General features: G+C 69.6%; 22 protein-coding genes. 11 read left to right on the forward strand and 11 right to left on the reverse strand.

The genetic code is table 11. The features are described from left to right. Positions 1-58: 58 nt before the first annotated feature. The 3 genes from DDF62_RS02320 to DDF62_RS02330 all read right to left on the reverse strand — a co-directional run bounded on the left by DDF62_RS02320 (position 59) and on the right by DDF62_RS02330 (position 2955). Entirely contained in the window at positions 59-1018 is a 960-nt protein-coding gene (locus DDF62_RS02320; protein ID WP_116487619.1) for a magnesium transporter CorA family protein, read from the reverse strand. 83 nt (positions 1019-1101) lie between these two features. Next, positions 1102-1788 (reverse strand): CHAP domain-containing protein, encoded by a 687-nt coding sequence (locus DDF62_RS02325; RefSeq protein ID WP_101716017.1) that lies wholly within the window; start codon positions 1786-1788, stop codon positions 1102-1104. Positions 1789-1857: 69 nt separating this feature from the next. Next, positions 1858-2955 carry an acyltransferase family protein gene (locus DDF62_RS02330; protein WP_116487620.1) on the reverse strand — a complete coding sequence of 366 codons (1098 nt, stop codon included), beginning with the start codon at positions 2953-2955 and terminating at the stop codon, positions 1858-1860. 117 nt (positions 2956-3072) lie between these two features. Between DDF62_RS02330 and DDF62_RS02335 the strand changes: the two genes are divergently transcribed. Continuing rightward, entirely contained in the window at positions 3073-3864 is a 792-nt protein-coding gene (locus tag DDF62_RS02335) for a TerC family protein (RefSeq protein WP_101716015.1), read from the forward strand. 225 nt (positions 3865-4089) lie between these two features. Here DDF62_RS02335 and ybaL read toward each other — a convergent pair whose 3' ends face one another. Next, a complete protein-coding gene (gene ybaL / locus DDF62_RS02340; RefSeq protein WP_116487621.1) occupies positions 4090-5739 on the reverse strand; it encodes a YbaL family putative K(+) efflux transporter in 1650 nt (549 codons plus the stop codon). Positions 5740-5810: 71 nt separating this feature from the next. Between ybaL and DDF62_RS02345 the strand changes: the two genes are divergently transcribed. From DDF62_RS02345 to DDF62_RS02375, 7 genes are all read left to right on the forward strand, one after another. After that, positions 5811-6068 carry a helix-turn-helix domain-containing protein gene (locus tag DDF62_RS02345; protein ID WP_058346857.1) on the forward strand — a complete coding sequence of 86 codons (258 nt, stop codon included), beginning with the start codon at positions 5811-5813 and terminating at the stop codon, positions 6066-6068. 65 nt (positions 6069-6133) lie between these two features. Next, positions 6134-6823 (forward strand): hypothetical protein, encoded by a 690-nt coding sequence (locus DDF62_RS02350; RefSeq protein ID WP_133244870.1) that lies wholly within the window; start codon positions 6134-6136, stop codon positions 6821-6823. Continuing rightward, positions 6820-8598 (forward strand): cation:proton antiporter domain-containing protein, encoded by a 1779-nt coding sequence (locus DDF62_RS02355; protein WP_116487623.1) that lies wholly within the window; start codon positions 6820-6822, stop codon positions 8596-8598. The genes DDF62_RS02350 and DDF62_RS02355 overlap by 4 nt, the downstream gene beginning before the upstream one ends. Before the next feature lie 349 nt (positions 8599-8947). Beyond that, positions 8948-10159: an OmpA family protein gene (locus DDF62_RS02360; RefSeq protein WP_116487624.1), complete on the forward strand. Its 1212-nt coding sequence runs from the start codon at positions 8948-8950 to the stop codon at positions 10157-10159. Between the two features lie 677 nt (positions 10160-10836). Then, positions 10837-12711 carry a ribonucleoside-diphosphate reductase subunit alpha gene (locus tag DDF62_RS02365; RefSeq protein ID WP_116487645.1) on the forward strand — a complete coding sequence of 625 codons (1875 nt, stop codon included), beginning with the start codon at positions 10837-10839 and terminating at the stop codon, positions 12709-12711. 223 nt (positions 12712-12934) lie between these two features. Then, positions 12935-13912: a lipid A-modifier LpxR family protein gene (locus DDF62_RS02370; RefSeq protein ID WP_116487625.1), complete on the forward strand. Its 978-nt coding sequence runs from the start codon at positions 12935-12937 to the stop codon at positions 13910-13912. A gap of 95 nt (positions 13913-14007) precedes the next feature. Further along, complete coding sequence (locus tag DDF62_RS02375; RefSeq protein WP_101716010.1) at positions 14008-14331, forward strand: hypothetical protein; 324 nt, start codon at positions 14008-14010, stop codon at positions 14329-14331. Positions 14332-14515: 184 nt separating this feature from the next. Here DDF62_RS02375 and DDF62_RS26445 read toward each other — a convergent pair whose 3' ends face one another. After that, positions 14516-14926: a winged helix-turn-helix transcriptional regulator gene (locus tag DDF62_RS26445; RefSeq protein WP_116487626.1), complete on the reverse strand. Its 411-nt coding sequence runs from the start codon at positions 14924-14926 to the stop codon at positions 14516-14518. Positions 14927-15030: 104 nt separating this feature from the next. Here DDF62_RS26445 and DDF62_RS02385 point away from each other — a divergent pair, with 104 nt between their 5' ends. Further along, positions 15031-15765 carry an SDR family NAD(P)-dependent oxidoreductase gene (locus DDF62_RS02385; protein WP_116487627.1) on the forward strand — a complete coding sequence of 245 codons (735 nt, stop codon included), beginning with the start codon at positions 15031-15033 and terminating at the stop codon, positions 15763-15765. 7 nt (positions 15766-15772) lie between these two features. Here the strand turns inward: DDF62_RS02385 and DDF62_RS02390 are convergent, their stop codons facing one another. Continuing rightward, a complete protein-coding gene (locus tag DDF62_RS02390; protein ID WP_116487628.1) occupies positions 15773-16210 on the reverse strand; it encodes a copper-binding protein in 438 nt (145 codons plus the stop codon). Positions 16211-16354: 144 nt separating this feature from the next. Between DDF62_RS02390 and DDF62_RS02395 the strand changes: the two genes are divergently transcribed. Further along, positions 16355-16969 (forward strand): hypothetical protein, encoded by a 615-nt coding sequence (locus tag DDF62_RS02395; protein WP_116487629.1) that lies wholly within the window; start codon positions 16355-16357, stop codon positions 16967-16969. Here DDF62_RS02395 and DDF62_RS02400 read toward each other — a convergent pair. The 4 genes from DDF62_RS02400 to DDF62_RS02415 all read right to left on the reverse strand — a co-directional run bounded on the left by DDF62_RS02400 (position 16941) and on the right by DDF62_RS02415 (position 21076). After that, on the reverse strand, positions 16941-18200 hold the full coding sequence (locus DDF62_RS02400; RefSeq protein WP_116487630.1) for a patatin-like phospholipase family protein: 1260 nt from the start codon (positions 18198-18200) through the stop codon (positions 16941-16943). The genes DDF62_RS02395 and DDF62_RS02400 overlap by 29 nt on opposite strands. A 3-nt stretch (positions 18201-18203) precedes the next feature. Further along, positions 18204-18869 (reverse strand): PAQR family membrane homeostasis protein TrhA, encoded by a 666-nt coding sequence (trhA, locus tag DDF62_RS02405; RefSeq protein WP_116487631.1) that lies wholly within the window; start codon positions 18867-18869, stop codon positions 18204-18206. A gap of 86 nt (positions 18870-18955) precedes the next feature. Beyond that, positions 18956-19723, reverse strand: coding sequence for a sulfite exporter TauE/SafE family protein (locus DDF62_RS02410; RefSeq protein WP_116487632.1), 768 nt, complete (start codon positions 19721-19723; stop codon positions 18956-18958). A gap of 186 nt (positions 19724-19909) precedes the next feature. After that, positions 19910-21076, reverse strand: a complete 1167-nt coding sequence (locus DDF62_RS02415) for an MFS transporter (protein WP_116487633.1) — start codon at positions 21074-21076, stop codon at positions 19910-19912. Positions 21077-21175: 99 nt separating this feature from the next. Between DDF62_RS02415 and DDF62_RS02420 the strand changes: the two genes are divergently transcribed. Then, positions 21176-22126 (forward strand): LysR family transcriptional regulator, encoded by a 951-nt coding sequence (locus DDF62_RS02420; RefSeq protein ID WP_116487634.1) that lies wholly within the window; start codon positions 21176-21178, stop codon positions 22124-22126. A gap of 282 nt (positions 22127-22408) precedes the next feature. Here the strand turns inward: DDF62_RS02420 and DDF62_RS02425 are convergent, their stop codons facing one another. Further along, positions 22409-23008: a hypothetical protein gene (locus DDF62_RS02425; protein WP_116487635.1), complete on the reverse strand. Its 600-nt coding sequence runs from the start codon at positions 23006-23008 to the stop codon at positions 22409-22411. Between the last annotated feature and the right edge of the window lie 83 nt (positions 23009-23091).

Below are 23091 nucleotides of genomic sequence, written 5' to 3' on the forward strand. Positions count from 1 at the left end.
GGCCGTTTATGCCGAAACTCCGCTTAAGGAACGGTTTGTTTCGTGGCTGTGAAACAAGTCACAGCCAACCTTTTCGGCGGAACCAGATCAGGGGCGCCAGGGCGGCGATCAGCATCAGGCCCAGGGCCATGGGGTAGCCCTCCTTCCAGCTCAACTCGGGCATGTGCAGGAAGTTCATCCCGTAGATGCCGGCGATCAGGGTGGGCGGCAGGAACACCACCGAGAACACCGAGAAGATCTTGAAGATCTGGTTCTGCTCGATGTTGATGAAGCCGAGCGCCGCGTCGAGCAGGAAGGTGATGTTGCCCGACAGGTAGCTGGAGTGGTCGGTGATCGACTGCACGTCGCGCTGCAGCGATTTGAGGTGGTCGCGCAGCTCCCTGTCGCCCTCGAACTGCTCGGCGAGGCTGGCGAAGGACAGCAGGCGCGCCAGGCTGACCAGGCTGTCGCGGGCCTTGGCGTTGACGTTCTGGGCCCGGCCCAGGCGGCTGAGGATCTTTTCGAAGGCCATGCCGCGCGGGCGGACGAAGATGGCCCGCGACTGGGTCTCGACCTCGCTGGCGGTGCGCTCGAGGATGTCGGCGGTGCGGTCGACCACGGCGTCGAGCAGGCCCAGGAAGGTCTGCGGCCCGTGCGGGCACAGGCTGGGCTGGCGCTCGGCCTGGGCGGCGAACACCGAGAAGGCGCGCGGCTCGACGTAGCGGATGGTCACCAGCTTGTCGCCGGCCAGCACGAAGGTCACCGGGGCGGCCGTGGGCAGCTCGCCCTCGGCGTTGACCAGGATCGTGGCGGTCATGAACGTGCCGCCGTCCTCCTGGTAGAGGCGCGAGGAGGCCTCGATCTCGGCCATTTCCTCGCGGGTGGGCAGCAGAAGGCCGATCGATTGCTCGACGGCGACTTCCTCGGCGCGGGTGGGGTCGACGAGCTCGATCCAGACGGCGTCGGCCGGCAGCCGCCAGTCGGGCGTATGGCCGCCGGGTTCGAAGCCCGGGGCGCCTTGTCGGAGAACTCTCAGCATGGATCGACCCGGACCTTCACCTCACGGGTGTGGCAGGGGCTTCCGGTCGCGTCAACGCACCTGGGCGTCGATCGATGTGGAGATCAGCGCTGCTGCTGGGCCGGCTTGTCGTCGCCTTGGGCGGCGGCGATCAGGGCGGCGATGCGGTCGGTGGAGTCGGCGGCCTGGTTGATCATGTCCAGCGGGTTGGCGCGGACCGACGAGGCGACCTGGTTGGCGGCCTGCTTGGCCAGCGACACGGCGGCGTTCTGGGCGAGCGCCAGCTTGCTGGTGGCCGCGGCGATCGTGATCGCCTGCTGGTTCTGATAGATGAAGCCGTGGGTCGGATAGACCGTGGTGCCGAGATCCCGGATCGGATCGTACCAGACCTTGACCTGGCTCCAGTCGCCTTCCGGCGAGACGTCGACGACGGTGACGTCCTTTTCGACCTGGCCGCGGGCGCCGTTCATGACGGACCAGTTGGCGTGGGTGACCTGGATCACCCGGTCGGTCAGGACTTGCGAAACGAAGGCCACGTGGCCGAGGTTCATGCGGCCGGTGGGCTTGAAGCAGAGGACGGCGCCGGCCTTGGGCGTGAAACCGGTCTCGTACTTGCCGGTGGCCTGGCCCCACCAGGTGCGGGCGTCGCCGAAGATCTGGATGCCCGACATCAGGCGGGCGAAGGGCACGCACTGCCAGTACCCGTCGGCCACGGCGCTCGAGATCGGCGCGAGGCTGATCATGGCCGCAGCGGCCAGGGAACCCCAAAGGGCTCTCTTCCGTTTCGTCATGCTTGGGTACTCCCCCGCGTCACTGGGTAGGGGGATAACCCTGACGGAAAAATATGAAAAGAGTGTTTATTAGGCCACAGTGGCGGTTGCCGCCGCGCTACGGCGCCGCTTGGCTATAGACTTCATGAAGTCTCGGGCCGGCTTTTCCACCAGGTGATAGGAAGCCGCCGACAGTGGAATCAAGGCTGCGACGATTAACGCCCAGACGGTCAGCGGCAGTTTGTCGCCCTCTATGTTCAGCAGCTTTGCCGCACCGTTGATCGCCAGGATCTTCCACGGAATGCAGATCATGTAGGTCGAGTAGCTGATCTCGCCCAAATACACGAACATGCTTTGCGAGGCGAAGGTCGAACCGGCCTTGGCCAGCCGCGCCAGGGATAGAATAAATCCGCCCAAAATGGTCACGATCAACGCATCGGGCGCCTGAAGCTGCACTGTAGCGAGCAGAAGAAGGCCTGCGAAAGCGGCGCCGATTCCCGCGCCGCGCAGGCTGACGTCCTGGCTCTTCCACAGGGTGTAGAGGGCGCAGCCGTAGAAGAAGCACGGCACGATGCGCAGGGCGCCCCAGCGGATCGTCGCCTCGGTCAGCGGGAATCCGGCCAGCTTTTCGAAGGCGGGATAGAGGGCGGCGATCAGCAGTAGGGCCGCGCCGGTCAGCACCAGCGGCCGCGCGCGCAGGCGCCAGGCCACGAAGGCGAAGGCCGGGAAGGAAAGATAGGCGAACCACTCGGCCGAGATCGACCACGAGGGGTGGTTCCAGCCCGAGACGGGGGCGAAGCCCCAGGCCTGGACCATCAGCAGGTTGGCCGGCAGGGCGTCCCAGGCCAGCATGTTCTTGTCGACGGCGATGCCGACGGCCCCGGCCGCGAGGGCCATGGCGCCGACGCCCGCCAGGGTGAACAGGTGCAGCGGATAGACCCGCGCCAGCCGGTTCCACAGGAAGCCGCCATAGCCGAACCGGCCCTCGCCGAAAGCCGTCAGATAGACGTGGCAGAGGATGAAGCCCGACAGGATGAAGAAGGCCTCGACGCCCAGATAGCCCTTGGCCACGACGCCGGGAACCGCACCGGCCACGGCGAGGTTTGGCCAGTAGTGAAACATCACCACCCAGAAGGCGGCGAAAAACCGCAAAGCGGTTAGGGGCTTGATATGGGCGGCGTCAGGCATATCTGCTTCTTCCGTGTCCGAGTTTCGCCGCAATTCGCCGACCGCCGTTTGGCGGCCGCGGCGGGCTCTGCGGCGGGCTGGGACCTGCTCAATTCTCACTCAGCCTAACCGGGACCCATGAACGAACTCCTTCAACTCGCCACCGACCCGGGCGCCTGGGCCGCCCTCGTCACCCTGGTGACCATGGAAATCGTGCTCGGGATCGACAACCTGGTCTTCATCTCGATCCTGTCGAACCGGCTGCCGCCCGAGCACCGCCAGCGCGTGCGGCGCATCGGCATCTCGCTGGCGCTGATCATGCGCCTGGCCCTGCTGTCGACCATCGCCTTCATCGTCGGCCTGACCGCCCCGGTCTTCAACCTGGGCATCGTCGGTCCGCTGGGCGCCCACGGCGAGCCGGCCTTCGAGACCGCCTTCTCCTGGCGCGACCTGATCCTGATCGCCGGCGGCCTGTTCCTGATCTGGAAGGCCACCAAGGAGATCCACCACACGGTCGATCCCAAGCATGAGAGCGGCGACGTGCTCGACAAGACCGGCGTCGTGATCTCGAACGTCGGCGCGGCGATCTTCCAGATCATCCTCTTGGACCTGGTGTTCTCGATCGACTCGATCCTGACCGCCGTGGGCATGACCGACCACCTGCCGATCATGGTCATCGCCGTGGTCGCGGCCGTGACCGTGATGCTGCTGGCCGCCGATCCGCTGGGCAACTTCATCAACGCCAACCCGACCGTGGTCATGCTGGCCCTGGGCTTCCTGCTGATGATCGGCACCGTGCTGATCGCCGAGGGCTTCGGGGTGCACGTGCCCAAGGGCTACATCTACACCGCCATGGCCTTCTCGGCCGGCGTCGAGGGCCTGAACATGCTCTCGCGCCGGGCCTCGGAGCGAAAGCACAAGAAGGAGTAGGGGCCAGATCCTCCCTCGCTTCAGCGGGGAGGAGAATTGAAAGCGCCGCGAAAGCTGATCGGCTTTCGCGGCGTTTTTCGTTTCAGAAGACCCTCTCCCTGAAGGGAGAGGTGTCGGCGAAGCCGGCGGAGAGGGGAGGACCTTCGAAGCCGGCCGCCTCTCCGGCGGCTGAAAACGTCCCCCCTCCGGCCCTCCGGGCCACCTCCCCCAGGAGGGGGAGGGTCTTTAATGCGCCGGGGCCGGCGGCGGCTGGCGTCTGGGCGCGCGCTGGAGCATCCCGCGGGCGATCTCCTGCTCGCCGATCAGGGCCTCGGTGGCGCCCATCTGGCCCAGCAGTTCGACGTCGGCGTCGGTGTAGGCGCGGGCGATGATCTTGGCGTCGGGATTGGCCGCGCGGGCCTGCTCGATGATCCGCGCCGCCTCGAACGGGCTGGGCACCGCCACGAAGACGTGGGTGGCCTTTTCCAGGCCCGCCTTCATCAGCACCTCGGGACGCACGGCGTTGCCCTGCACCACCTCGTAGCCGGCCTCGCGCAGCTCGGCGGCGCGCTCGACCTCGTCCTCGATGACCACCAGCGGGGTGCGGTTGCGCAGGCCCTCGGCCACGGCCTTGCCGACCCGGCCGTAGCCGACCAGCACCGCGTGCGGCTGGGCCGCGGCGGCCACCGGCGGGGGCGCCTCGCGGGCCGAGACCTTGACCATGGCCTTGTCGAGCCAGGCGAACAGCAGCGGGTTGAGCAGGATCGACAGGATGGCGCCGGCCAGGATCAGGTCGCGGCCCTCCGGCGGCAGCAGCTTCAGCGACACGCCCAGGCCCGCCAGGATGAACGAGAACTCGCCGATCTGGGCCAGGCTTACCGAGATGGTCAGGGCCACGCTCTTGGGGCGCTTGAAGGCCACGACGATGAAATAGGCGGCCACCGACTTGCCCAGCACGATGATCGCCACGGTGGCCAGCACCGCCAGCGGCTCGCGCAGCAGCACCATCGGGTCGAAAAGCATGCCGATCGAGACGAAGAACAGCACCGCGAAGGCGTCGCGCAGCGGCAGGGTCTCGTTGGCGGCCTGATGCGACAGCTCGCTCTCGGCCATGATCATGCCGGCGAAGAACGCCCCCAGCGCGAAGGATACGCCAAACAGCGCGGCCGAGCCGAACGCCACCCCAAGGGCGATGGCCAGCACCGCCAGGCGGAACAGCTCGCGCGAGCCGGTGTGGGCGATGCGGTGCAGGATCCACGGAATGACCCGGCGACCGACGATCAGCATGAAGGCGACGAAGGCGGCGACCTTGCCGATGGTCAGGGCGAAGGCGCCGGCGATGCCCCCGGCGCCGTGGGCGGTGGAGATCCCGCCCAGCGCGCCCGACAGCGCCGGCAGCAGGACGAGGGCCAGCACCATGGCCAGGTCCTCGACGATCAGCCAGCCGACGGCGATGCGGCCGCGGTCGGTCTCGATCAGCCGGCGCTCCTGCAGGGCGCGCAGCAGCACCACGGTCGAGGCGACCGACAGGGCCAGGCCGAACACCACGCCCGCGCCCCAGCCCCAGCCCAGCGCCACGGCCAGCCCCACGCCCATCAGGGTCGCGGCGGTGATCTGGGCCACCGCGCCGGGAATGGCGATCTTGCGCACCGCCATCAGGTCCTTGACCGAGAAGTGCAGGCCCACGCCGAACATCAGGAGGATGACGCCGATCTCGGCCAGCTGCGGGGCCAGTTGCTGGTCGGCGACATAGCCCGGCGTGAACGGCCCGACGATGACCCCCGCCAGCAGGTAGCCGACCAGCACCGGCAGCTTCAACCGATTGGCGAGCGCGCCGAAGATGAAGGCCAGGCCCAGGCCCGCGACGATTGTGGCGATCAGCGAGGTATGGTGCAAAGGGCCTCCTTGACGGTCATCTTTTTCGGGCGTACTCAACCATTATGGGTGACGAACCCGTGGGACGCCAGATGCCACACGCAAAAATTCTCCTTCCTGCCCAGTGTCGAGGCGCCCGAGGGCTGCTCAACTGGTCGCAAGGCGAGCTCGCGGACAAGGCGGGGGTGTCGCGCAGCACGGTCAAGGACTTCGAGACCGAACGCCACGCCTTGCACCATAGCACCGAAAGGCTCCTCATCGAGGCGCTGGAGGAGGGCGGCGCGGTGCTGATCCCGGCGGCGGAGACCGGCGAGCCCGGTCCGGGCGTGCGGCTGAAGACGGGAGACTGAACGGCATGGACATCCTGCGCGCAGACGCGGATCGAGCCCGGCGGAGCGTCGGGGCGTCCGCGTGCGTGGGGTGGGTCGTCGGCGGGCTGGCCTTGGGGGGCGTCTTTCTTTCCACGACGGCGGTCGGGGCCGCCGAACCCGTCGATTTCTGCAGGCCCCATGTCCTGGCCGGGCGGCCGCTGCCGGCGCGCGCCGCGCGACTGGTGTGCGACGACCCGCTGGTGTCCGCCCAGGCCCGGGCGGTCGAGAGCCTGCTGGCCGACCAGCGCCGGGCCGACGAATGGGCCGCCATCGCCGCCGAGGACGAGTTGCGGGCCGGGTTCGAGGCCTGCGCCGACGATCCTTGCGTGCGGGCCGGCTACGAGAACCGGCTGGCGGCCATCGTCGAGGGCGCGCCATTTCCGCTGGCGGGCGGCCTGTCGGGACGACGGGTCGAGGAGGACGGCTGGCGAGACCTGTGGAGCCGGGATCTCGGGCGTGGCTGGCGGCTGGTTCGCTTCGAGGGCGTCCAGGCCAGGCCTGGCCGCACATCCGGCCAGGTCGAGCGCGGCGACGGCGTGTCCACGGGCGCGGAGATGTTCGTGGCCAGGGAAGAGGGCGGCCTCGTGCGTCATCGCCGGTCCGACGGCGGCGGCTTCGACATCACGACCGGGCCGGACGGCCGCTGGCGGGTCGTCCAGGTGGGCGACTGCCTTTGCGGGCCCGGGCTGAGCTACGACGGGGTCTACATCATGGGGAAGGGGCGGAGGCGTTGAACCACGAGGTTTCACCGGCGGACTACAAGGATCTGGTCCTGTTCCTGGCCACGGCCGGGATCGTCGCGCCGCTGTTCAAGCGCCTTCGCATCAATCCCATCCTCGGCTTCCTGCTGGCCGGCGTGATCCTCGGGCCGTTCGGCCTGGGCCGGCTGATCGCCGTCGCGCCGTGGCTGGACTACGTCACCGTCGACAATCCCGACGAGATCGGCCAGCTGGCCGAGTTCGGCGTCGTCTTCCTGCTGTTCATGATCGGGCTGGAGCTGTCGTGGGAGCGGCTGCGCCTGCTGCGCAAGTACGTGTTCGGCCTGGGCGCGGCCCAGGTGATCGGCTGCTCGCTGGCGCTGGGCGCGGTGGCGATGATGTTGGGCCAGACGCCGGTGGCGGCCCTGGCCATCGGCTCGGCGCTGACCCTGTCGTCCACCGCCATCGCCGTGCCGGTGCTGGCCGAGCGCAAGCGGCTGCACGCCGAAGGGGGGCGGGCGACCTTCTCGGTCCTGCTGTTCCAGGACCTGGCGGTGGCCCCGATCCTGATCACCCTGGCGATCCTGGGGCGCGGCCATGGCGAGTTCGACGCCCGCGGCCTGCTGGCCCTGCTGCCCGCCGCGCTGGGCCTGGGCGTCATCGTGCTGGTCGGGCGGCTGGCGCTGCGGCCGATGATGCGCTCGGTCGCCAAGGCCAAGAGCGAAGAGATGTTCATGGCCGCCTGCCTGCTGGTGATCATCAGCGCGGGCCTGGTCAGTTCGCTGTCGGGCCTGTCGATGGCGCTGGGGGCCTTCGTCGCCGGCGTGTTGCTGGCCGAGACCGAGTACCGCCACGAGGTCGAGGTCAAGATCGAGCCCTTCAAGGGCCTCCTGCTGTCGCTGTTCTTCGTGTCGCTGGGCATCCGCCTGGACCTGTCGCTGCTGGTCGCCTCGCCGGTGCTGGTGCTGGGCACGGCGGTCGGGCTGGTGGCGGTCAAGGCGGTGATGGTGTTCGGCCTGGGCAAGCTGTTTGGCCTGTCCAACCGCGCCTCGGGCGAGGCGGCCCTGGCCCTGGCGGCCGGCGGCGAGTTCGCCTTCGTGCTGCTGGCCAACGCCATGGACGCCGAGGTGGTCGAGCCGGCCATCGGCCAGGCGGTGCTGGTGGCCGCCACCCTGACCATGTTCCTGATCCCGGTGCTGACCGGGATCGGCGCGCGCCTGGGGCGCAAGGCCCCGGCCGAGACCACCGAGGCGCCTGACGGCGTCGACCTGTCGGTGGAAGAGCCCAAGGGGCGGGTGCTGGTGGTGGGCTTTGGCCGCGTCGGCCGGCTGGTCGGCGAGATGCTCGATCGCCACGACCTGCCCTGGATCGCCATCGACCGGGATCCGGCGCTCGTGCAGCAGGGCCGCCGCGCCGGCCATCGGGTCTATTTCGGCGACGCCGCGCGGGTGGAGCTGCTCGAGCGCTGCGGCCTCGACCACGCCCGGGCGGTGGTCGTCACCATGGACGGTCCGGAGGCCGCCGAGGCGGTGGTCGCGGCCGCCCGCGGCCACCGGCCCGACCTGACCATCGTCGCCCGCGCCCGCGACGCCCGCCACGCCGCGCGCCTGTACGAGCTGGGCGCCACCGACGCCGTGCCCGAGACCATCGAGGCCTCGTTGCAGCTGTCCGAGGCCGTTCTGGTCGACATCGGCGTGCCGATGGGCCTGGTGATCGCCTCGATCCACGAGCGCCGCGACGAGTACCGCAAGGTGCTCAACCGGCCCGACGCCCTCGGCGGGCGCCGCCGACGGCTGCGCGACGCGGGCTGAGCGCTCGGTCTTCGGTGAACTGTTCCGAGGGGCGGGTATCCCGACACCGTGCCTCAAACTTGGCTGTTTGCGTTGTTTTTCAGTGTTCCGGGCCTGCTGGACGCTACGGAAGGCCTTGCGCGGAAACGCTTTGCGTGCGAACCGAGGGGCGCGGGCGCCTTTCGAGGAGACCTTGCCGCCGAATTCGGCGCCGGGGAATTCGCAAGGCGTGACCGCGAGGTGTCGCGGGGGACTTCCGCCTCGGTGAAACTTTAGACGGTGTTGCCGAGCCGACACTTTCGCGGGACGCGCGCCTTGGTATAACGATGCTCGGCCGTTGGGCCGAGCAGGGCAATAGAGGGCTCTTGATATGAAACTCAAACTCCTGGCGGGAGCCGCCCTGGCCGCGGTGTTCGCCGCGTCGGGCGCTTCGGCCCAAGAGACCGGCTGGTATGGCGCGGTCGACCTCGGCTACCACTGGCCGACGGGCATCAACAGCGAGTCGGACGCCAACGCTCCGGACGGCGCTCACTATCACTGGACCTGGAAGTCGGAGTCCGATTGGGCCGGCTTCGTGCGTCTGGGCTACCAGTTCACCCCGAACTGGCGCGCTGAACTCGAAGGCGGCTACCGTCCGGGCGACCTGGAAGGCGTCCGCGGCAACCCCGTCCGTCAGCAGCCGATCGCGCTCTGCACCCCGGGCGTGACCCGCACCGCCACGAGCCCGAGCTGCGGTTCGCCGGACGGCTCGCTCGAGTCGTGGTCGCTGATGTTCAACGTCCTGTACGACTTCGCGCCGGACGCCAAGATCAACCCGTTCGTCGGCGCCGGCCTCGGCGTCAACCGCCTGGACGTCAAGACCCTGGGTCAGTTCAGCGGCGTGCGCGCTCCGTTCACGACGGCCAACCCGGCCATCCAGAACCTGACCGTGGACGACGACGACATCGCCATCGCCTGGCAGGGCATCGCCGGCCTGGCCTGGAAGGCGACCGACAAGCTGAAGCTCGACGTCACCTACCGTTACTTCGCCACCGACGACCACAGCTGGAAGTCGACCGGTTCGCACTCGCTGCAGCCCGGCACCTTCGAAGGCCAGTACAAGGACCAGTCGCTGACGGTCGGCCTGCGGTACTCGTTCGCGGCTCCGCCCCCGCCGCCGCCGCCCCCGCCGCCGCCGCCGCCTCCTCCGCCTCCGCCCCCGCCGCCTCCCCCGCCGCCGCCGCCTCCGCCGGCTCCGGCGCCGTTCGAGGCCAAGGAATTCATCGTCTACTTCCCGTTCGATCAGTACGTGCTGACGCCGGAAGCCCAGTCGGTGGTTTCGGAAGCGGCCAAGTACGCCAACGACGGCAAGGCCACCCGCATCGTGGTCGTCGGTCACACCGACACCTCGGGCTCGCCGAAGTACAACGTCCGCCTGTCGGAACGTCGTGCGAAGGCCGTGGCTGACGCCCTGGTCGGTCTGGGCGTCGCCCAGCAGACCCTGGCGGTCGACTGGAAGGGCGAAACCGCTCCGGCCGTCGCCACCGGCGACGGCGTGAAGGAACCGCTGAACCGTCGTTCGACCATCTCGATCAACTTCTAAGATCGAGGTCGGACGGAGGCTCTAGGCTTCCCGACGAAATGCGAAGGCCCCGGAGGAAACTCCGGGGCCTTTTGCTTTGGAGCCTCTCCCCATGGGAGAGGTGTCCGCGAAGCGGACGGAGAGGGGAGGGGGGCGCCCCCGGATCGCGCGAAGCGCGCGCCCGAGGACAAGCTCCGTTGTGGCGGGGGCGAAGCTGGGCGCCGCCCCGCATTCTCCCTTCCCCCTCGATGGGGGAAGGGCCGGGGATGGGGGTGATGCGGCGGTTCAGCCGCTGACGTCCTAGTCACCCCCACCCAACTCTCCCCCATCGAGGGGGAGGGCTTTTCAGGGGGATCGCCTTCCATCTATCCCCGCTCTTTTTTGCTCCGAACCCTTCCGAAGAATCCGGAATCGACGGGTGGCCGAGCCCTCCGGTCGCGGAGTTTCGTTAACGCTGCTGCGACCCGATGACGCGGCGAAAAATTATCGTGTGGGCAACCCCTTGATCCACACGGGGAACCTTGGCGCGTTCACAGCTTATTAACGAAAAACTCGCGCTGGAGGCGCTCCTACCCGTTGACGAAGAGGCGGCGCCTGTGGCCCCATATATGGGCTCTGGGGGCGCAACGCCCTACTATATCTAGCGGCTTCGCTGGAAGCGGACGGCTTCTCGCAAGCGCATGGTAAATGGACGGGTTCTGCTCATGACCGCTGGTGAAGCGACCAAGATTCAACCTGCCGCGCGCCCTGCGTCGGCCTTCAAGGAACGTCCGGCGCTGGCGCTGGTGCGCAAGGTCCAGGTGGACCGGTCGCGCGACGCGCTCCTGACCGATTTCGGCAAGACCACGCTGGAAGACCGCTATCTGCTGCCGGGCGAGTCCTACCAGGACATGTTCGCGCGCGTCTCGACGGCCTTCGCCGACGACGCCGACCACGCCCAGCGCGTCTATGACTACATGAGCCGCCTGTGGTTCATGCCGGCCACCCCGGTGCTGAGCAACGGCGGCGCCGATCGCGGCCTGCCGATCAGCTGCTTCCTCAACGCCGTCAACGACAGCCTCGACGGCATCCTGGGCGTCTGGAACGAGAACGTCTGGCTGGCGGCCAACGGCGGCGGCATCGGCACCTACTGGGGCGGCGTCCGTTCGATCGGCGAGAAGGTCAAGGGCCAGGGCCAGACCTCGGGCATCATCCCCTTCATCCGCGTGATGGACAGCCTGACGCTGGCCATCTCGCAGGGCTCGCTGCGCCGTGGCTCGGCCGCCGTCTATCTCGACATCCACCACCCGGAGATCGAGGAGTTCCTCGAGATCCGCAAGGCCTCGGGCGACTTCAACCGCAAGTCCCTGAACCTGCACCACGGCATCTCGATCTCCGACGAGTTCATGCACGCCGTGCGCGACGGCCAGAAGTTCGGCCTGCGCTCGCCCAAGACCAACGAAGTGCTGCGTGAAGTCGACGCTCGCGGCCTGTGGCAGAAGATCCTCGAGCTGCGCCTGCAGACCGGCGAGCCCTACCTGATCTTCTCCGACAGCGTGAACCGCGCCATGCCGTCGTTCCAGCGCGAGCTGGGCCTGAAGGTGCGCCAGTCGAACCTGTGCAGCGAGATCATGCTGCACACCGGCACCGACCACCTGGGCCAGGAGCGCACCGCGGTGTGCTGCCTCTCCAGCGTCAACGCCGAGACCTTCCTTGAGTGGCGCGACCACCCGACCTTCATCGAGGACGTCATGCGCTTCCTCGACAACGTCCTGCAGGACTTCATCGATCGCGCCCCGGACGCGGCCTCGACCGCCGCCTACGCCGCCATGCGCGAGCGTTCGGTGGGCCTTGGCCTGATGGGCTTCCACTCGTTCCTGCAAAGCCAGAACGTGCCGTTCGAGAGCGCCCTGGCCAAGAGCTGGAACATGCGGATGTTCAAGCACCTGCGCCGCGAGGCCGACAAGGCCAGCCTGGCGCTGGGCGAGGAAAAGGGTCCGTGCCCGGACGCCGCCGACCGCGGCTCCAAGGAGCGCTTCTCGCACAAGCTGGCCATCGCCCCGACCGCCTCGATCTCGATCATCTGCGGCGGCACCTCGGCGGGCATCGAGCCGATCCCGGCCAACATCTACACCCACAAGACCCTGTCGGGCTCGTTCGCGGTGAAGAACCCCTACCTGGAGAAGCTGCTCGAGGAGAAGGGCCAGAACACCGACGTGGTCTGGGGCTCGATCCTGGAGAACGAAGGCTCGGTCCAGCACCTGGAGTTCCTGAGCCAGGACGAGAAGGACGTCTACAAGACCGCCTTCGAACTGGACCAGCGCTGGGTGGTCGAGCTGGCCGCCGACCGCACGCCGGAAATCTGCCAGAGCCAGTCGGTCAACGTCTTCCTGCCGGGCGACGTCGACAAGTGGGACCTGCACATGCTGCACTGGATGGCCTGGGAGCGGGGCGTGAAGAGCCTCTACTACCTGCGCTCCAAGTCGGTGCAGCGCGCGGCCTATGCCGGCGCCGACGGCAAGGAGGAGGCGGTCTCCGGCGGCTTCGACGCCCCGGGCAAGACCGACTACGAGGAATGCCTCGCCTGCCAGTAAGGCGGGCGTCCTAGAGCGCGGCAGGCGAAAGTGCAGGCGGTTTCGCCGCCCGCCGCGCTCCACTCCAGCGACGATTAACCACAGCGGCGCGACACATCGCGCCGCTGTTTCTTTGTGCGGAACGATTACCGTCACAAGCTGTTCACCGAACGCCGGCGTTTTCCCGGTGGACGTATCCGATCAGGCGGATACGGTGGGCAGGATTGGGATTGGGGAATCCGCAATGCGTATCGTTTGCGTGACGATCGCGACGTGCTGCGGCGCCAGTTTGGCGCTGTCCGCGGCATCGTCGGAAGCTGCTGTCCGGAAGGGCAAGCGCAAGGCGACGGCCAGGCCGGCCGCCGCGGCGCCGACTCTTACGCCGGCCTTGCAGAAACTGGACCTGACGCGCCGCGAGCCGCCGCAGGCCGCCGCGCCGTCGGCTGTCGCCTTCGCCGCCCGTCCGGTCGACGCGCGCGCCACGGAGGCCGAGGGCGAGCCGTTCGCCGTTTCGCCGGCGGCCCTCTATGGCGACGCCAACCTGCTGGACGCCGACCGCTACTACGACGCGCGCGGGCCGGTCAGCTGGCGCTCGGGCAGCTACGTGGTCGGCGACAACGGCCACCGCGTCGATTCCGTGCGCGTGTCGGTCGCCAGCTCCTCGCGCCTGGCCCAGAGCGCGCCGCTCAGCCTGGTGCGTCCGGGCGCGGCCAATTTCGACGCCGACAGCGTCGATGTCAGCGTCTCGCGCGGCTGGCCGGCGGCGGTCAAGTTCGGCGCCGGCAAGCTGGCGGTCGACTTCACGCCCCACGCGGGCCTGGGCTTCGGCGGCGCCGGCGGCTCGGCCGAGGCCGGCGGCATGGTCCGCATCGGCAAGAGCGTCGAGGACCGGGTGATCAGCGGCCTTGGCGTGCGCGACGGCCGCGAGACCTTCGGCGATCGCGGGCGCTGGTACCTGTTCGCCGGCGCCAGCGGCCAGCTGGTCGGCATGAACCTGCTGCGTGGCCAGGACGGCGACTGGACCCGGGCCGGCGTCACCTCCGACACCGGCAGCCGCCTGGTCGGCGACGCCCAGGCGGGCGTGGGCTGGCGGCGCGGGCCGATGCAGGCCTCGGTCGGCTACATCCGCCGCGAGATCAAGTCCAAGGACCAGATCATGGGCATGGCGACCCAGGAAGACTCGGTCGTGGCCCTGTCGTTCAGCCTGAAACCGCATTGGTGACCGGCGTTTGATTTGCGCCGCGACCTCGCGGCGCTTGAGTTTCCGGCCGCGATCATGCAGCTAGCGTCGATCCGTCCGCAAAATCGTCGAGCGTCATGAGCGAGAGCGAGCCCCCGCGCCGCAAGATCCTGAGCCTGAAAAGCGGCGTCGCCGCGCCCGGCGGCCCGCCGCCGCTCGAGCGGCTGCAGAAGGCCGTCAAGGTGGTGACCCCCGAGCCGGCTCCGCCGCCGCCTCCGGCCGTAGGCGATTGGAAGTGCAAGCCCTGCGGCACCCGCTTCGACCCGCCGGCCGAACTGGAGGACGGCGACCATGTGCGTTGCCCCTCGTGCAACGCCCGCCTGGGCCTGGCCTCGGACTTCCGCGCCGACCCGCCCAACGTGGCCAAGCTGCGCGCCCGTCACCTGAAGAAGGCCGGCTGAGCCGCAGGCTTGCGTCCGGGCCCGAGATGGCGCGGATGCGAAAGATCAAACGCCCACACTCGTCATCCCGGAAAGCGCGCAGCGCTTATCCGGGACCCAGGGACTGGGCGCCGCGCCTGGGTTCGCCCGTCCGGCGGCGGTCGATGCTTTGCCCGTCGCCCCTGGGTCCCGGCTCTTCGCTTCTCTACGGCCGGGATGACGGCGTTGAGACGCCGACCTGCTCCGCCCGTCCCGGCCAGCTCTGGCGCTGGGCCAGCACCCGGGCCACCTCGGCCATGTTCTCGGTTCCCCACAGGCACAGCGGCTCCAGGGCCCGGGTCAGGCTCAGCCCCAGCGGGGTCAGGCTGTAATCGACCCTGGGCGGCACCTCCTTGTAGTCGGTGCGCACGACCAGGTCGTCGCCCTCCAGCTCCTTCAACTGCTGGATCAGCACCTTGTCGCTGACCCCGCGCACGGCCCGGCGCAGCTCGCCATAACGGGTGGGGCCTTGCAGCAGGAAATAGAGGATCAGCGGCTTCCACTTGCCGGAGATCACGCGAAGCGTGGCGTCCAGCCCGCAGCTGAAGCCGGTCGCGCAGAGGGGGGCGTCGCTCATGTTCTGGGGACCTGAACTTTCTGGGCACTTACCAAAAGGTGCATACTTGTTGAAAGGTATGTAGGTCGCCAACTCCCTTGCCGCCACAGCAAAGGAGGCAAGACATGAGCAGACTCGAAGGCAAGACCGCCGTGATCACCGGCGGCGCAACCGGCATCGGCCTGGGCGCGGCCAAGCGCTTCATCGAGGAAGGCGCGTTCGTCTACGTCTTCGGGCGCCGGCAGGAAGCGCTGGACGCGGCCCTGAAGGAACTGGGCCCCAACGCCCGGGCGGTGCGCGGCTCGGTCACCGACCTGGCCGATCTGGACCGCCTGTACGAGACGGTGAAGGCCGAGCGCGGCGGGCTCGACGTCCTGCTGGCCAACGCCGGCACGGGAGCGTTCGCGCCGCTGGGCGAGATCACGGTCGAGCATTACGACCAGATCTTCGACCTCAATGTGAAGGGCCTGGTGTTCACCGTGCAGAAGGCCCTGCCGCTGATGGGGCAGGGCGGTTCGATCATCCTGACCGGGTCGAGCACCGGGGTGATGGGCACGCCGGCCTTCAGCATCTACAGCGCCACCAAGGCCGCCGTGCGCAACCTGGCGCGCAGCTGGGCGCTGGACCTGCGCGGCACGGGCGTGCGCGTCAACGTGATGTCGCCCGGCCCGATCACCACCGAGCTGGCGCAGGAGGTGCTGGGCGAGGAGGGCGTGGCGGCCATGGGCGCCTCGACGGTGCTGGGGCGCATGGGCGATCCGGCCGAGACCGGCGCGGTGGCCGCGTTCCTGGCCTCGTCGGATTCCAGCTTCATGACCGGCGGCGAGGTGTTCGTCGACGGCGGCCTGGCCCAGGTCTGAGCCGGGGCTAGCGCGGCGGCGGCGGGGGCCGGTCGCTCCCGCCGTCGGGACCCGCGCCGCCGGGTCCGCCCTCCGGCAGGAACGCGGCGATGCGATGGTTCGACAGGGTGAAGCGCACCGTCTGGCCGACCGCGACGCCGCCCAGCATGCCCGGCTTGGCGGTGGCGAACGGCATGGCGCCCGCCGGCCAGTTCAGCGCCTCGTTGGCCTGGTAGGCGATGGTCACCCGCTCGGTCGCGGGATCGATGGCCTTGATGACGCCGACGATCACCACCTTGTCGAGGTCGGCCGGCTTGCCCCCGCCTGGTCCAGATCCCGGGCCAGGACCACCGGCCCCGCCTGGCGGCGGGCCGCCGCCCGGACCCCGGCCGCCGCCGGGCGGCTGGGCGTGGGCGTTCGTGGCGAGCAGGGCGACGGCGAGAGCGGGGAGGATGAACTTGCGCATGACCGGATCGAGCGTGGCTGGGACCCGCCCTGCCTAGCGGCCGAGTGCTGCGCGATGACTGCGCTTGGTTTCGCGCCTGCAATCTGGCTCGACGGGTCGCGTGCGGGCGCCCTAGAACCGCCCGGCAACGCGGGGGCGTCATCGATGAACAGCACGAAGACGAGGGGCGACCGGATCGGCGTCACCTGGACGGTGATCTGCCTGGTCTTCGCCGCGGGCCTGTCCTGGCCGGCCCTGTCGGCGCTGTTCGGTCCCGACCCGGTGCGGCTGCCCGACTACATCCGCGCCGCCGAGGGCGAGGTGATGGTTCCGACCGACGCCCGGCCGGGCGCGCCCTATGAGCTGAGGCTGCGCGACGGCCGGGTCCTTGTCCTGCATTGCGCGCCCCTGGCGGCGACCAGGCCCCGCCCCTGCCTCGAGGATGGGCTCGGGCGGCTGGGCCTGGCGGCGGGGCGGCCCTACCGCCTGACGGTGTCCTACGGCGCCGAGCACACCAAAGGCGGACAGATGCGCAACGTGCTGGTCCACGCCCTGCTGGACGACAGCGTGCTGTTCTCGCCCGACGAGCAGCTGTGGTCGTGGCGGCGGCGAAACGCCATGCTCGACCAGATGAGCGACCCGGATTTCCTGTTCCTGCCGGGCCTGCTGGCCATGGTCGGGTTCTGGGGCGTTTTCCAGCTGATCGAGGACATGGAGACCAAGGCCCGCCGGCGTCGTCGCGCCGAGACGCTCAGCCGTCGGTGGCCGGATCCAGGCTGATCGCGCCAGGCTCGGGCTTGGGCCGGTTGCCGGCCCGCTTGAACAGGCCGCGCCAGCCGGTCGGCTCCAGGGCCGGGCTGGTCCAGACCTTGTCCTCCATCGCCAGGGTCTCGGCCGCGTCGTAGATCTTCCGCATGGTCGGGGTCTCGAACCGCAGCATGTTGATGCCGTCGAAGTCGCCGGGGATCGAGGCCACGCTGAGCGGCAGGTTGTGGCGCGTGCAGAAGCCCTCGGCCAGGCTCAGGGCCTGGCGGTAGGAGAAGCGCAGCATGGTCTCGAAGCTGCGGCCCATGATCGAGGCCACGCCCGGCGGGGTCGAGCGCGGCGAGGGATCCAGCACCGTGTTGACGATGACATAGACCCGGCCCCGGCGCAGGCGCTGGCCCAGGTTGCGCCAGTGCAGCAGGGCGTCGGGCATCAGGAACAGCGGCGCGGCCACCCCGCCGTCGACATGCATCTCCTGATGCCGCCGGCCGTCGGCCTCGACCTCGATCATCTTGGGCGGGAACAGGCCAGGCACGGTGGCCGAGGCCACCAGCACCTCGCGGAACAGCTTCACGGCCTTGGGACCGCCGTGGGCGGCGATTGCGCCCATGTCCCAGATCGAGGCCCGCTGGTTGTCGAGATTGGTGGTGGCGATCAGCAGGCGTCGGCCCTTGGCGTGCTCGGCCGCGACGGCGTCGATCATCGTCTCGTCGACGAAGGGCTCGACCAGGGCGTCCAGGCTTTCGCCCTTGAAGATGCTGGGGCCGAGCGCGGGGGCCAGGCGGCGCAGGCTGAGCAACTCGGCGGCGTGGCCGCCCAGATAGGCTTCGGTCAGGCGGTCGTCCCAGGCCGGGCCCAGGAAGGCGAGCGGCGCGATCAGGGCGCCGGTCGAGACGCCGGTGACGATGGCGAAGTCGGGCCGCCGGCCGGCCTTGGTCAGGCCCGTCAGCACGCCCGCGCCATAGGCGCCGCCGGCAGCGCCGCCCGACAGGGCCAGGATGTTGAACTCGTCGAGGCCGATCAGCGAGCGCACCGGCGCCAGGCGGTCGGCGGCGGTCTTCAGCGCGTCCTCGGCCTGCTCGATCGACAGCCGCACGCCGGGGAAGTCGACCGCTTCCACATGGTGGGCGTCGGCAGGCGGGGCGGGCAGGCGCTTGCCGCGCAGCGGGTCGGGGCCCTTCCAGTCGCGGAAGAAGCCCTGGATCGTGATCTTGTTGTCGCCCCCGCGGTCCCCTCCGCGCTCCATGGCCTAGGCCCGGGCGCCGGCCAGGACGACCCCGACCAGCACGGCCGCATAGTGCAGGCCGGCCCCGCCGATCACGTGACCGTGCCAGATGGCGCGGCGGAACTTCAGCCGGCGCATCAGGTAGAAGACGGTGCCGGTGGAATAGACCAGGCCGCCGATCGCCAGCAGCAGCAGCGCCACCCACGACAGGCCCTCGATCATCGGCTTGATGGCGACCAGCACCAGCCAGCCCATGGCCATGTAGAGGCCGACCCAGAAGCGCTTGTCGAGGCCGGGCAGGAACAGCTTGGCCGCCACGCCCAGGGCCGCGACGCTCCAGACGGCGGTGGTCATGCCGATCGCCCACCAGCCCTCGAGGTTCTGGGTGGTGAAGGGCGTGTAGGAGGCGGCGATCATGATGAAGATGCCGGCGTGGTCGAAGCGGCGCAGCAGCGGCTGCCAGCGCGCCTTGGAGAAGTTGTAGGCGGTCGACAGCGACAGCATGGTCACCAGGCCGACGGTGTAGACCCCGATGGCGGCCATCTGGCCCAGCGAGCCCAGGCCGAAGGCCAGGCCCAGCAGGATGCCGCCGCCCAGCAGGGCGCAGGCCAGGCCGGCCAGGTGCACGATCAGGTCGGCCAGCTTGGCGCCCGTCGTCGGGTAGTGCTTGGTGAAGTCTGAGATCGTCATGGCCCGCCCAGCCTACTCAAAATCGGTGACGTATAAACGTCGATCATCATGGCGCCGAAAGGGCGGCGCGCAAGCGTGACCAATCGTCATGCCAGTCCGAAGAAGCCGTCCCAGGCCAGCTTGGTTCCGACCAGGATCAGAAGCACGTAGATGACCTTGTAGAAGCCCTCGGCCGGCACCTTGCGCACCAGCAGCACGCCGGCCCAGGTCGAGGCGATCGCCACCGGCAGCAGCACGGCCACCGTGGCCAGCACCTCGTGGGTGAACTGACCCAGCGCGATATAGGCCGGCAGCTTCATCCAGTTGACCACGGCGAAGAAGATCGCGCTGGTGCCGACGAAGACGTCGCGCGGCAGGCGGCGCGGCAGCACGTAGATCTGGAAGGGCGGGCCGCCGGCGTGGGCGATCTGGCTGGTGAAGCCCGAGGCCATGCCGCACAGCACGCCCAGCCACGGCCGCGCCGGGCCGGTCTCGATGGCGGCGGCCGCCTTGACCGCCCGCTCGGCCCACAGCCGCTGAGCGGCGAACAGGATGGAGACCAGGCCCACCGCCAGCTCCACCGCCGCCGACGAGACCAGCGCGGCCAGGGCCCAGCCGAGGAAGATGCCGAACGCCGCCGGCGGGGTCATCAGGATCAGGAGGCCCTTGTCCCAGGTCCTGCGATAGGCCCAGACCCCGACGACGTCCTGCACGATCAAGAGCGGCAAGAGGATCGCCGCGGCCTTCACCGGGCCGACGGCGAGGGCCATCAAGGGCGTGGCCACCACCCCGATCCCCGCGAACCCGCCCTTGGCCAGGCCCACCAGGATCACGGCGGGAATGGCGACGGCGTAGAAGAAGGGGTCGGTGAGCATGGCGGGGGCTTTAGCACCCCCTCGGTCGCTACGCGACAGCTCCCCCGGAGGGGGAGCATCTGCGCCGCGATAGATCCTCCCCCTGTGGGGGAGGTGGCCCGAAGGGCCGGAGGGGGCAGCTTCCGCTGACGTGGACTTCCCTCTCCGTCCGCTTCGCGGACACCTCCCCCTTCAGGGAGAGGGTCTTCAAGCCGTCGCCAGACGGGTCTTGCGCTCGAGGTCCAGGCTCACCCCCGCCAGGACCAAGGCGCCCAGGGGAACCAGGGCCGCGATCGGGGCGATGGCCGAGAGGCCAAGGCCATGGGCGATCACCGCGCCGCCCAGGGCCGCGCCGATGGCGTTGCCGAGGTTGAAGGCGGCGATGTTCAGGCTGGAGGCCAGGCCCTGGCCCGCGCCGCCGGCCTGGCTCAGCACCCGCATCTGAAGCGGGGCGACGGTGGCGAAGGCGGCCGCGCCCAGCAGGAAGGCGGCCAGCACCGCGCCGACCTTGTCGTGGAAAGCCCAGCCGGCGGCCAGCATGACCACGGTCAGGATGGCGATACTGCCGGCCAGGGCCGTGTTCAGCGCCTTGTCGGCCCAGCGCCCGCCCAAGAGGTTGCCGGCCACCAGGCCCGCGCCGAACACCAGCAGGATCGGCGAGACGGCGGCCTTCGAGAAGCCGGCCAGCTCGGTCAGGATCGGCTGGATGTAGGTGAAGACGGCGAACACCCCGCCAAAGCCCAGCACGGTCATGGCCAGGCCCAGCTGCACCTGCGGACGGGCGAGGACCGCGAACTCTTCCTTGAGGGCGGCGGGCTGCGCGGCCTTCTCGCCCTTGGGCACCAGCAGGGCCAGCACGACCAGGGCCACGGCGCCGATGGCGGTCACCGCCCAGAAGGTCGAGCGCCAGCCGAAGGCCAGGCCCAGCCACGCGCCGAACGGCACGCCCAGCAGGGTGGCCAGGGTCAGGCCGGTGAACATGATGGCGATGGCCGAGGCTTTGCGCTCGGGCGGAACCAGCGAGACGGCGACCAGCGAGCCGACGCCGAAGAAGGTGCCGTGGGCCAGGGCGGTGATGATCCGCGCGCCCATCAGCACGCCGAAGGTCGGCGCCAGGGCCGCGACCAGGTTGCCCAGGGTGAAGATGGCCATCAGGGCCAGCAATGTGGTCTTGGGCGGCAGGCGGCGCGTGGCCAGGGTCAGGATCGGCGCGCCGACGAAGACGCCTAGCGCGTAGCCGGTCATCAGCCAGCCGGCCGTGGGGATCGAGACGCCGAGATCGGCCGAGACCTGCATCAGCAGGCCCATGATGACGAATTCCGTGACGCCGATCCCGAAGGCGCCGACGGTCAGGGCATAGAGGGCGAGGGGCATGGCTGCCGGCTCCGATGATTGTTCGAGCCGTCAGATAGCGTCGGGGCGTTCGATGAATTAGATTGCCGGAAAGACTATCACTTGTGACGTGAAGGCACGATGGCGCGGCAGGAAATCAATCGTACGGCCGAGATGGAGGTCTTCGCCCGCGTGGTCGAGCTGGGCGGCTTCTCGGCCGCGGCGCGCTCGCTTCGCATGACGCCGTCGGCGGTGAGCAAGCTGGTCGCCCGGCTGGAGGCGCGGCTGGGCGCCCGGCTGGTCAACCGCTCGACCCGCAAGCTGATCCTGACCGCCGAGGGCCAGACCTTTCACGAGCGTTCGCTGCGGGTGCTGGCCGATCTCGACGAGGCCGAACGCGCCGTGGCCGCCAGCGCCGCCCCGCGCGGCCGGGTGCGGGTCAATTCCAGCGTGCCGTTCGGCCAGCACTACCTGCTGCCGCTGGCGCCCCGGTTCCTGGCCGAGCACCCCGACATCCAGCTCGACATCACCGTCACCGACCAGGTGATCGACCTGATGGACGAGCGGGCCGACGTGGCCATCCGGGTGGGGCCGATGCGAGCCTCGCAGCTGATGGCGCGCAGGATCGCGCAGAGCCGCATGGTGCTGGTCGCTTCGCCCGCCTACCTGGCGCGGGCCGGAACGCCGGACCATCCCGACGACCTGCCGCGCCATGAGCTGATCACCTTCAACTTCGCCCGGCACTGCGACTCCTGGCCGTTCCTGATCGACGGCGAGGGTGTCTTTCGCCCGGTCCATGGCCGCACCGAGGTCGGCGACGGCGAGAGCGCCCGCACCCTGGCCCTGGCCGGTCAGGGGATCGCCCGGCTGTCGGTGATCCATGTCGGCCCCGACATCGCCGCCGGCCGCCTGGTCCCGGTGCTGGAGACCTTCAACCCCGCCGACATCGAGCAGATCCACGCCGTCTATGTCGGCCACGGCGGCCGCCTGCCGGCCCGGGTGCGGGTGTTCATCGACTGGCTGGCCGCCGAGGTGAAGATCGGCCGAACCGAACCGGCGGCGCTGGCGCAGTTTAAGTCCCCTCTCTCTTAGAGAGAGGGAGGGGCCCGCCGCGAAGCGGTGGGAGGGTGAGAGGTGACAAACTTTCCGAACAGGGCGCGACTGAGGCGGGTCGACATTCAGTAATTCCGGCCGCTTCTCTCCGAGCGTCGCCGCCTTCGCGGGGAAGGCGGATGGAGGGATGGCTGTCGATCCGCCCAAGGCGGAGCTCGCGTCAGAAGGCCAGGGACTTTCCGGCAGGCGGTGAAGCCTCTCACCCTCCCACGCCTTCGGCGCGGGCCCCTCCCTCTCTCCATGAGAGAGGGGACTCGGATGCTAACCCGCCGCCTTGCCGTAGGCGCTGAGGGCGGCGGCCATCTGGGGCGTGGCCTCGACCGGCGGAGCGGCGGGGGTCTCGGGCGCGGCGGCGCCGGCCAGGCGCGCCTGGGCCTCGGGCGACAGGGTGACGGTGTCGCGCGGCGCGGACGTTGCCGGCTGGGCGGCGTCGAGGTCCGACTGCAGGCGGGCGCGGTAGTCGCCGACGGTGGCCGGTCCCCGCGCGCCGGGAACGCCCACCTGCAACGAGGCGACGATGGTCTGGTCGGTCTCCGAAAGACCGTCGAAGGCCTTCAGCGCCTGGGCCTGCGGCGCGGGCGGGGCGGCGTCCGACCCGGCCCAGGCGGCCTTGGTGAAGGTGTTCAGCGCCGACTGCACGGTCTTGGCGAACGGGGAGTCGTTCAGCGCCGGCGCGAGGCTGGCGCGCTCGGCGTGGCCGGCCCCGGCCCAGCGGCTGGACAGGGCGTGATAGGCGGAAAGCTTCTGGTCCAGCCCGACCGCGCCCGCCGTGTCGTTCAGCGCCGCCGCCGCGCCGCCGGGATAGGCGACGGCGGACGCGCCGCTCGCGGCTTCGGTCGAGTAGGGCTGGGCTATCTTCATCTCGCCGCCAGCCTTCGCGCGGGCGCGATGAAGAGGGTGTAAACGCTGACGCTTGGGCTGCGTGGCATGCTGTCGCAGCGCCT

The sequence above is a fragment of the Caulobacter radicis genome (genome assembly GCF_003094615.1).
In the GTDB taxonomy this organism is placed as follows: domain Bacteria; phylum Pseudomonadota; class Alphaproteobacteria; order Caulobacterales; family Caulobacteraceae; genus Caulobacter; species Caulobacter radicis.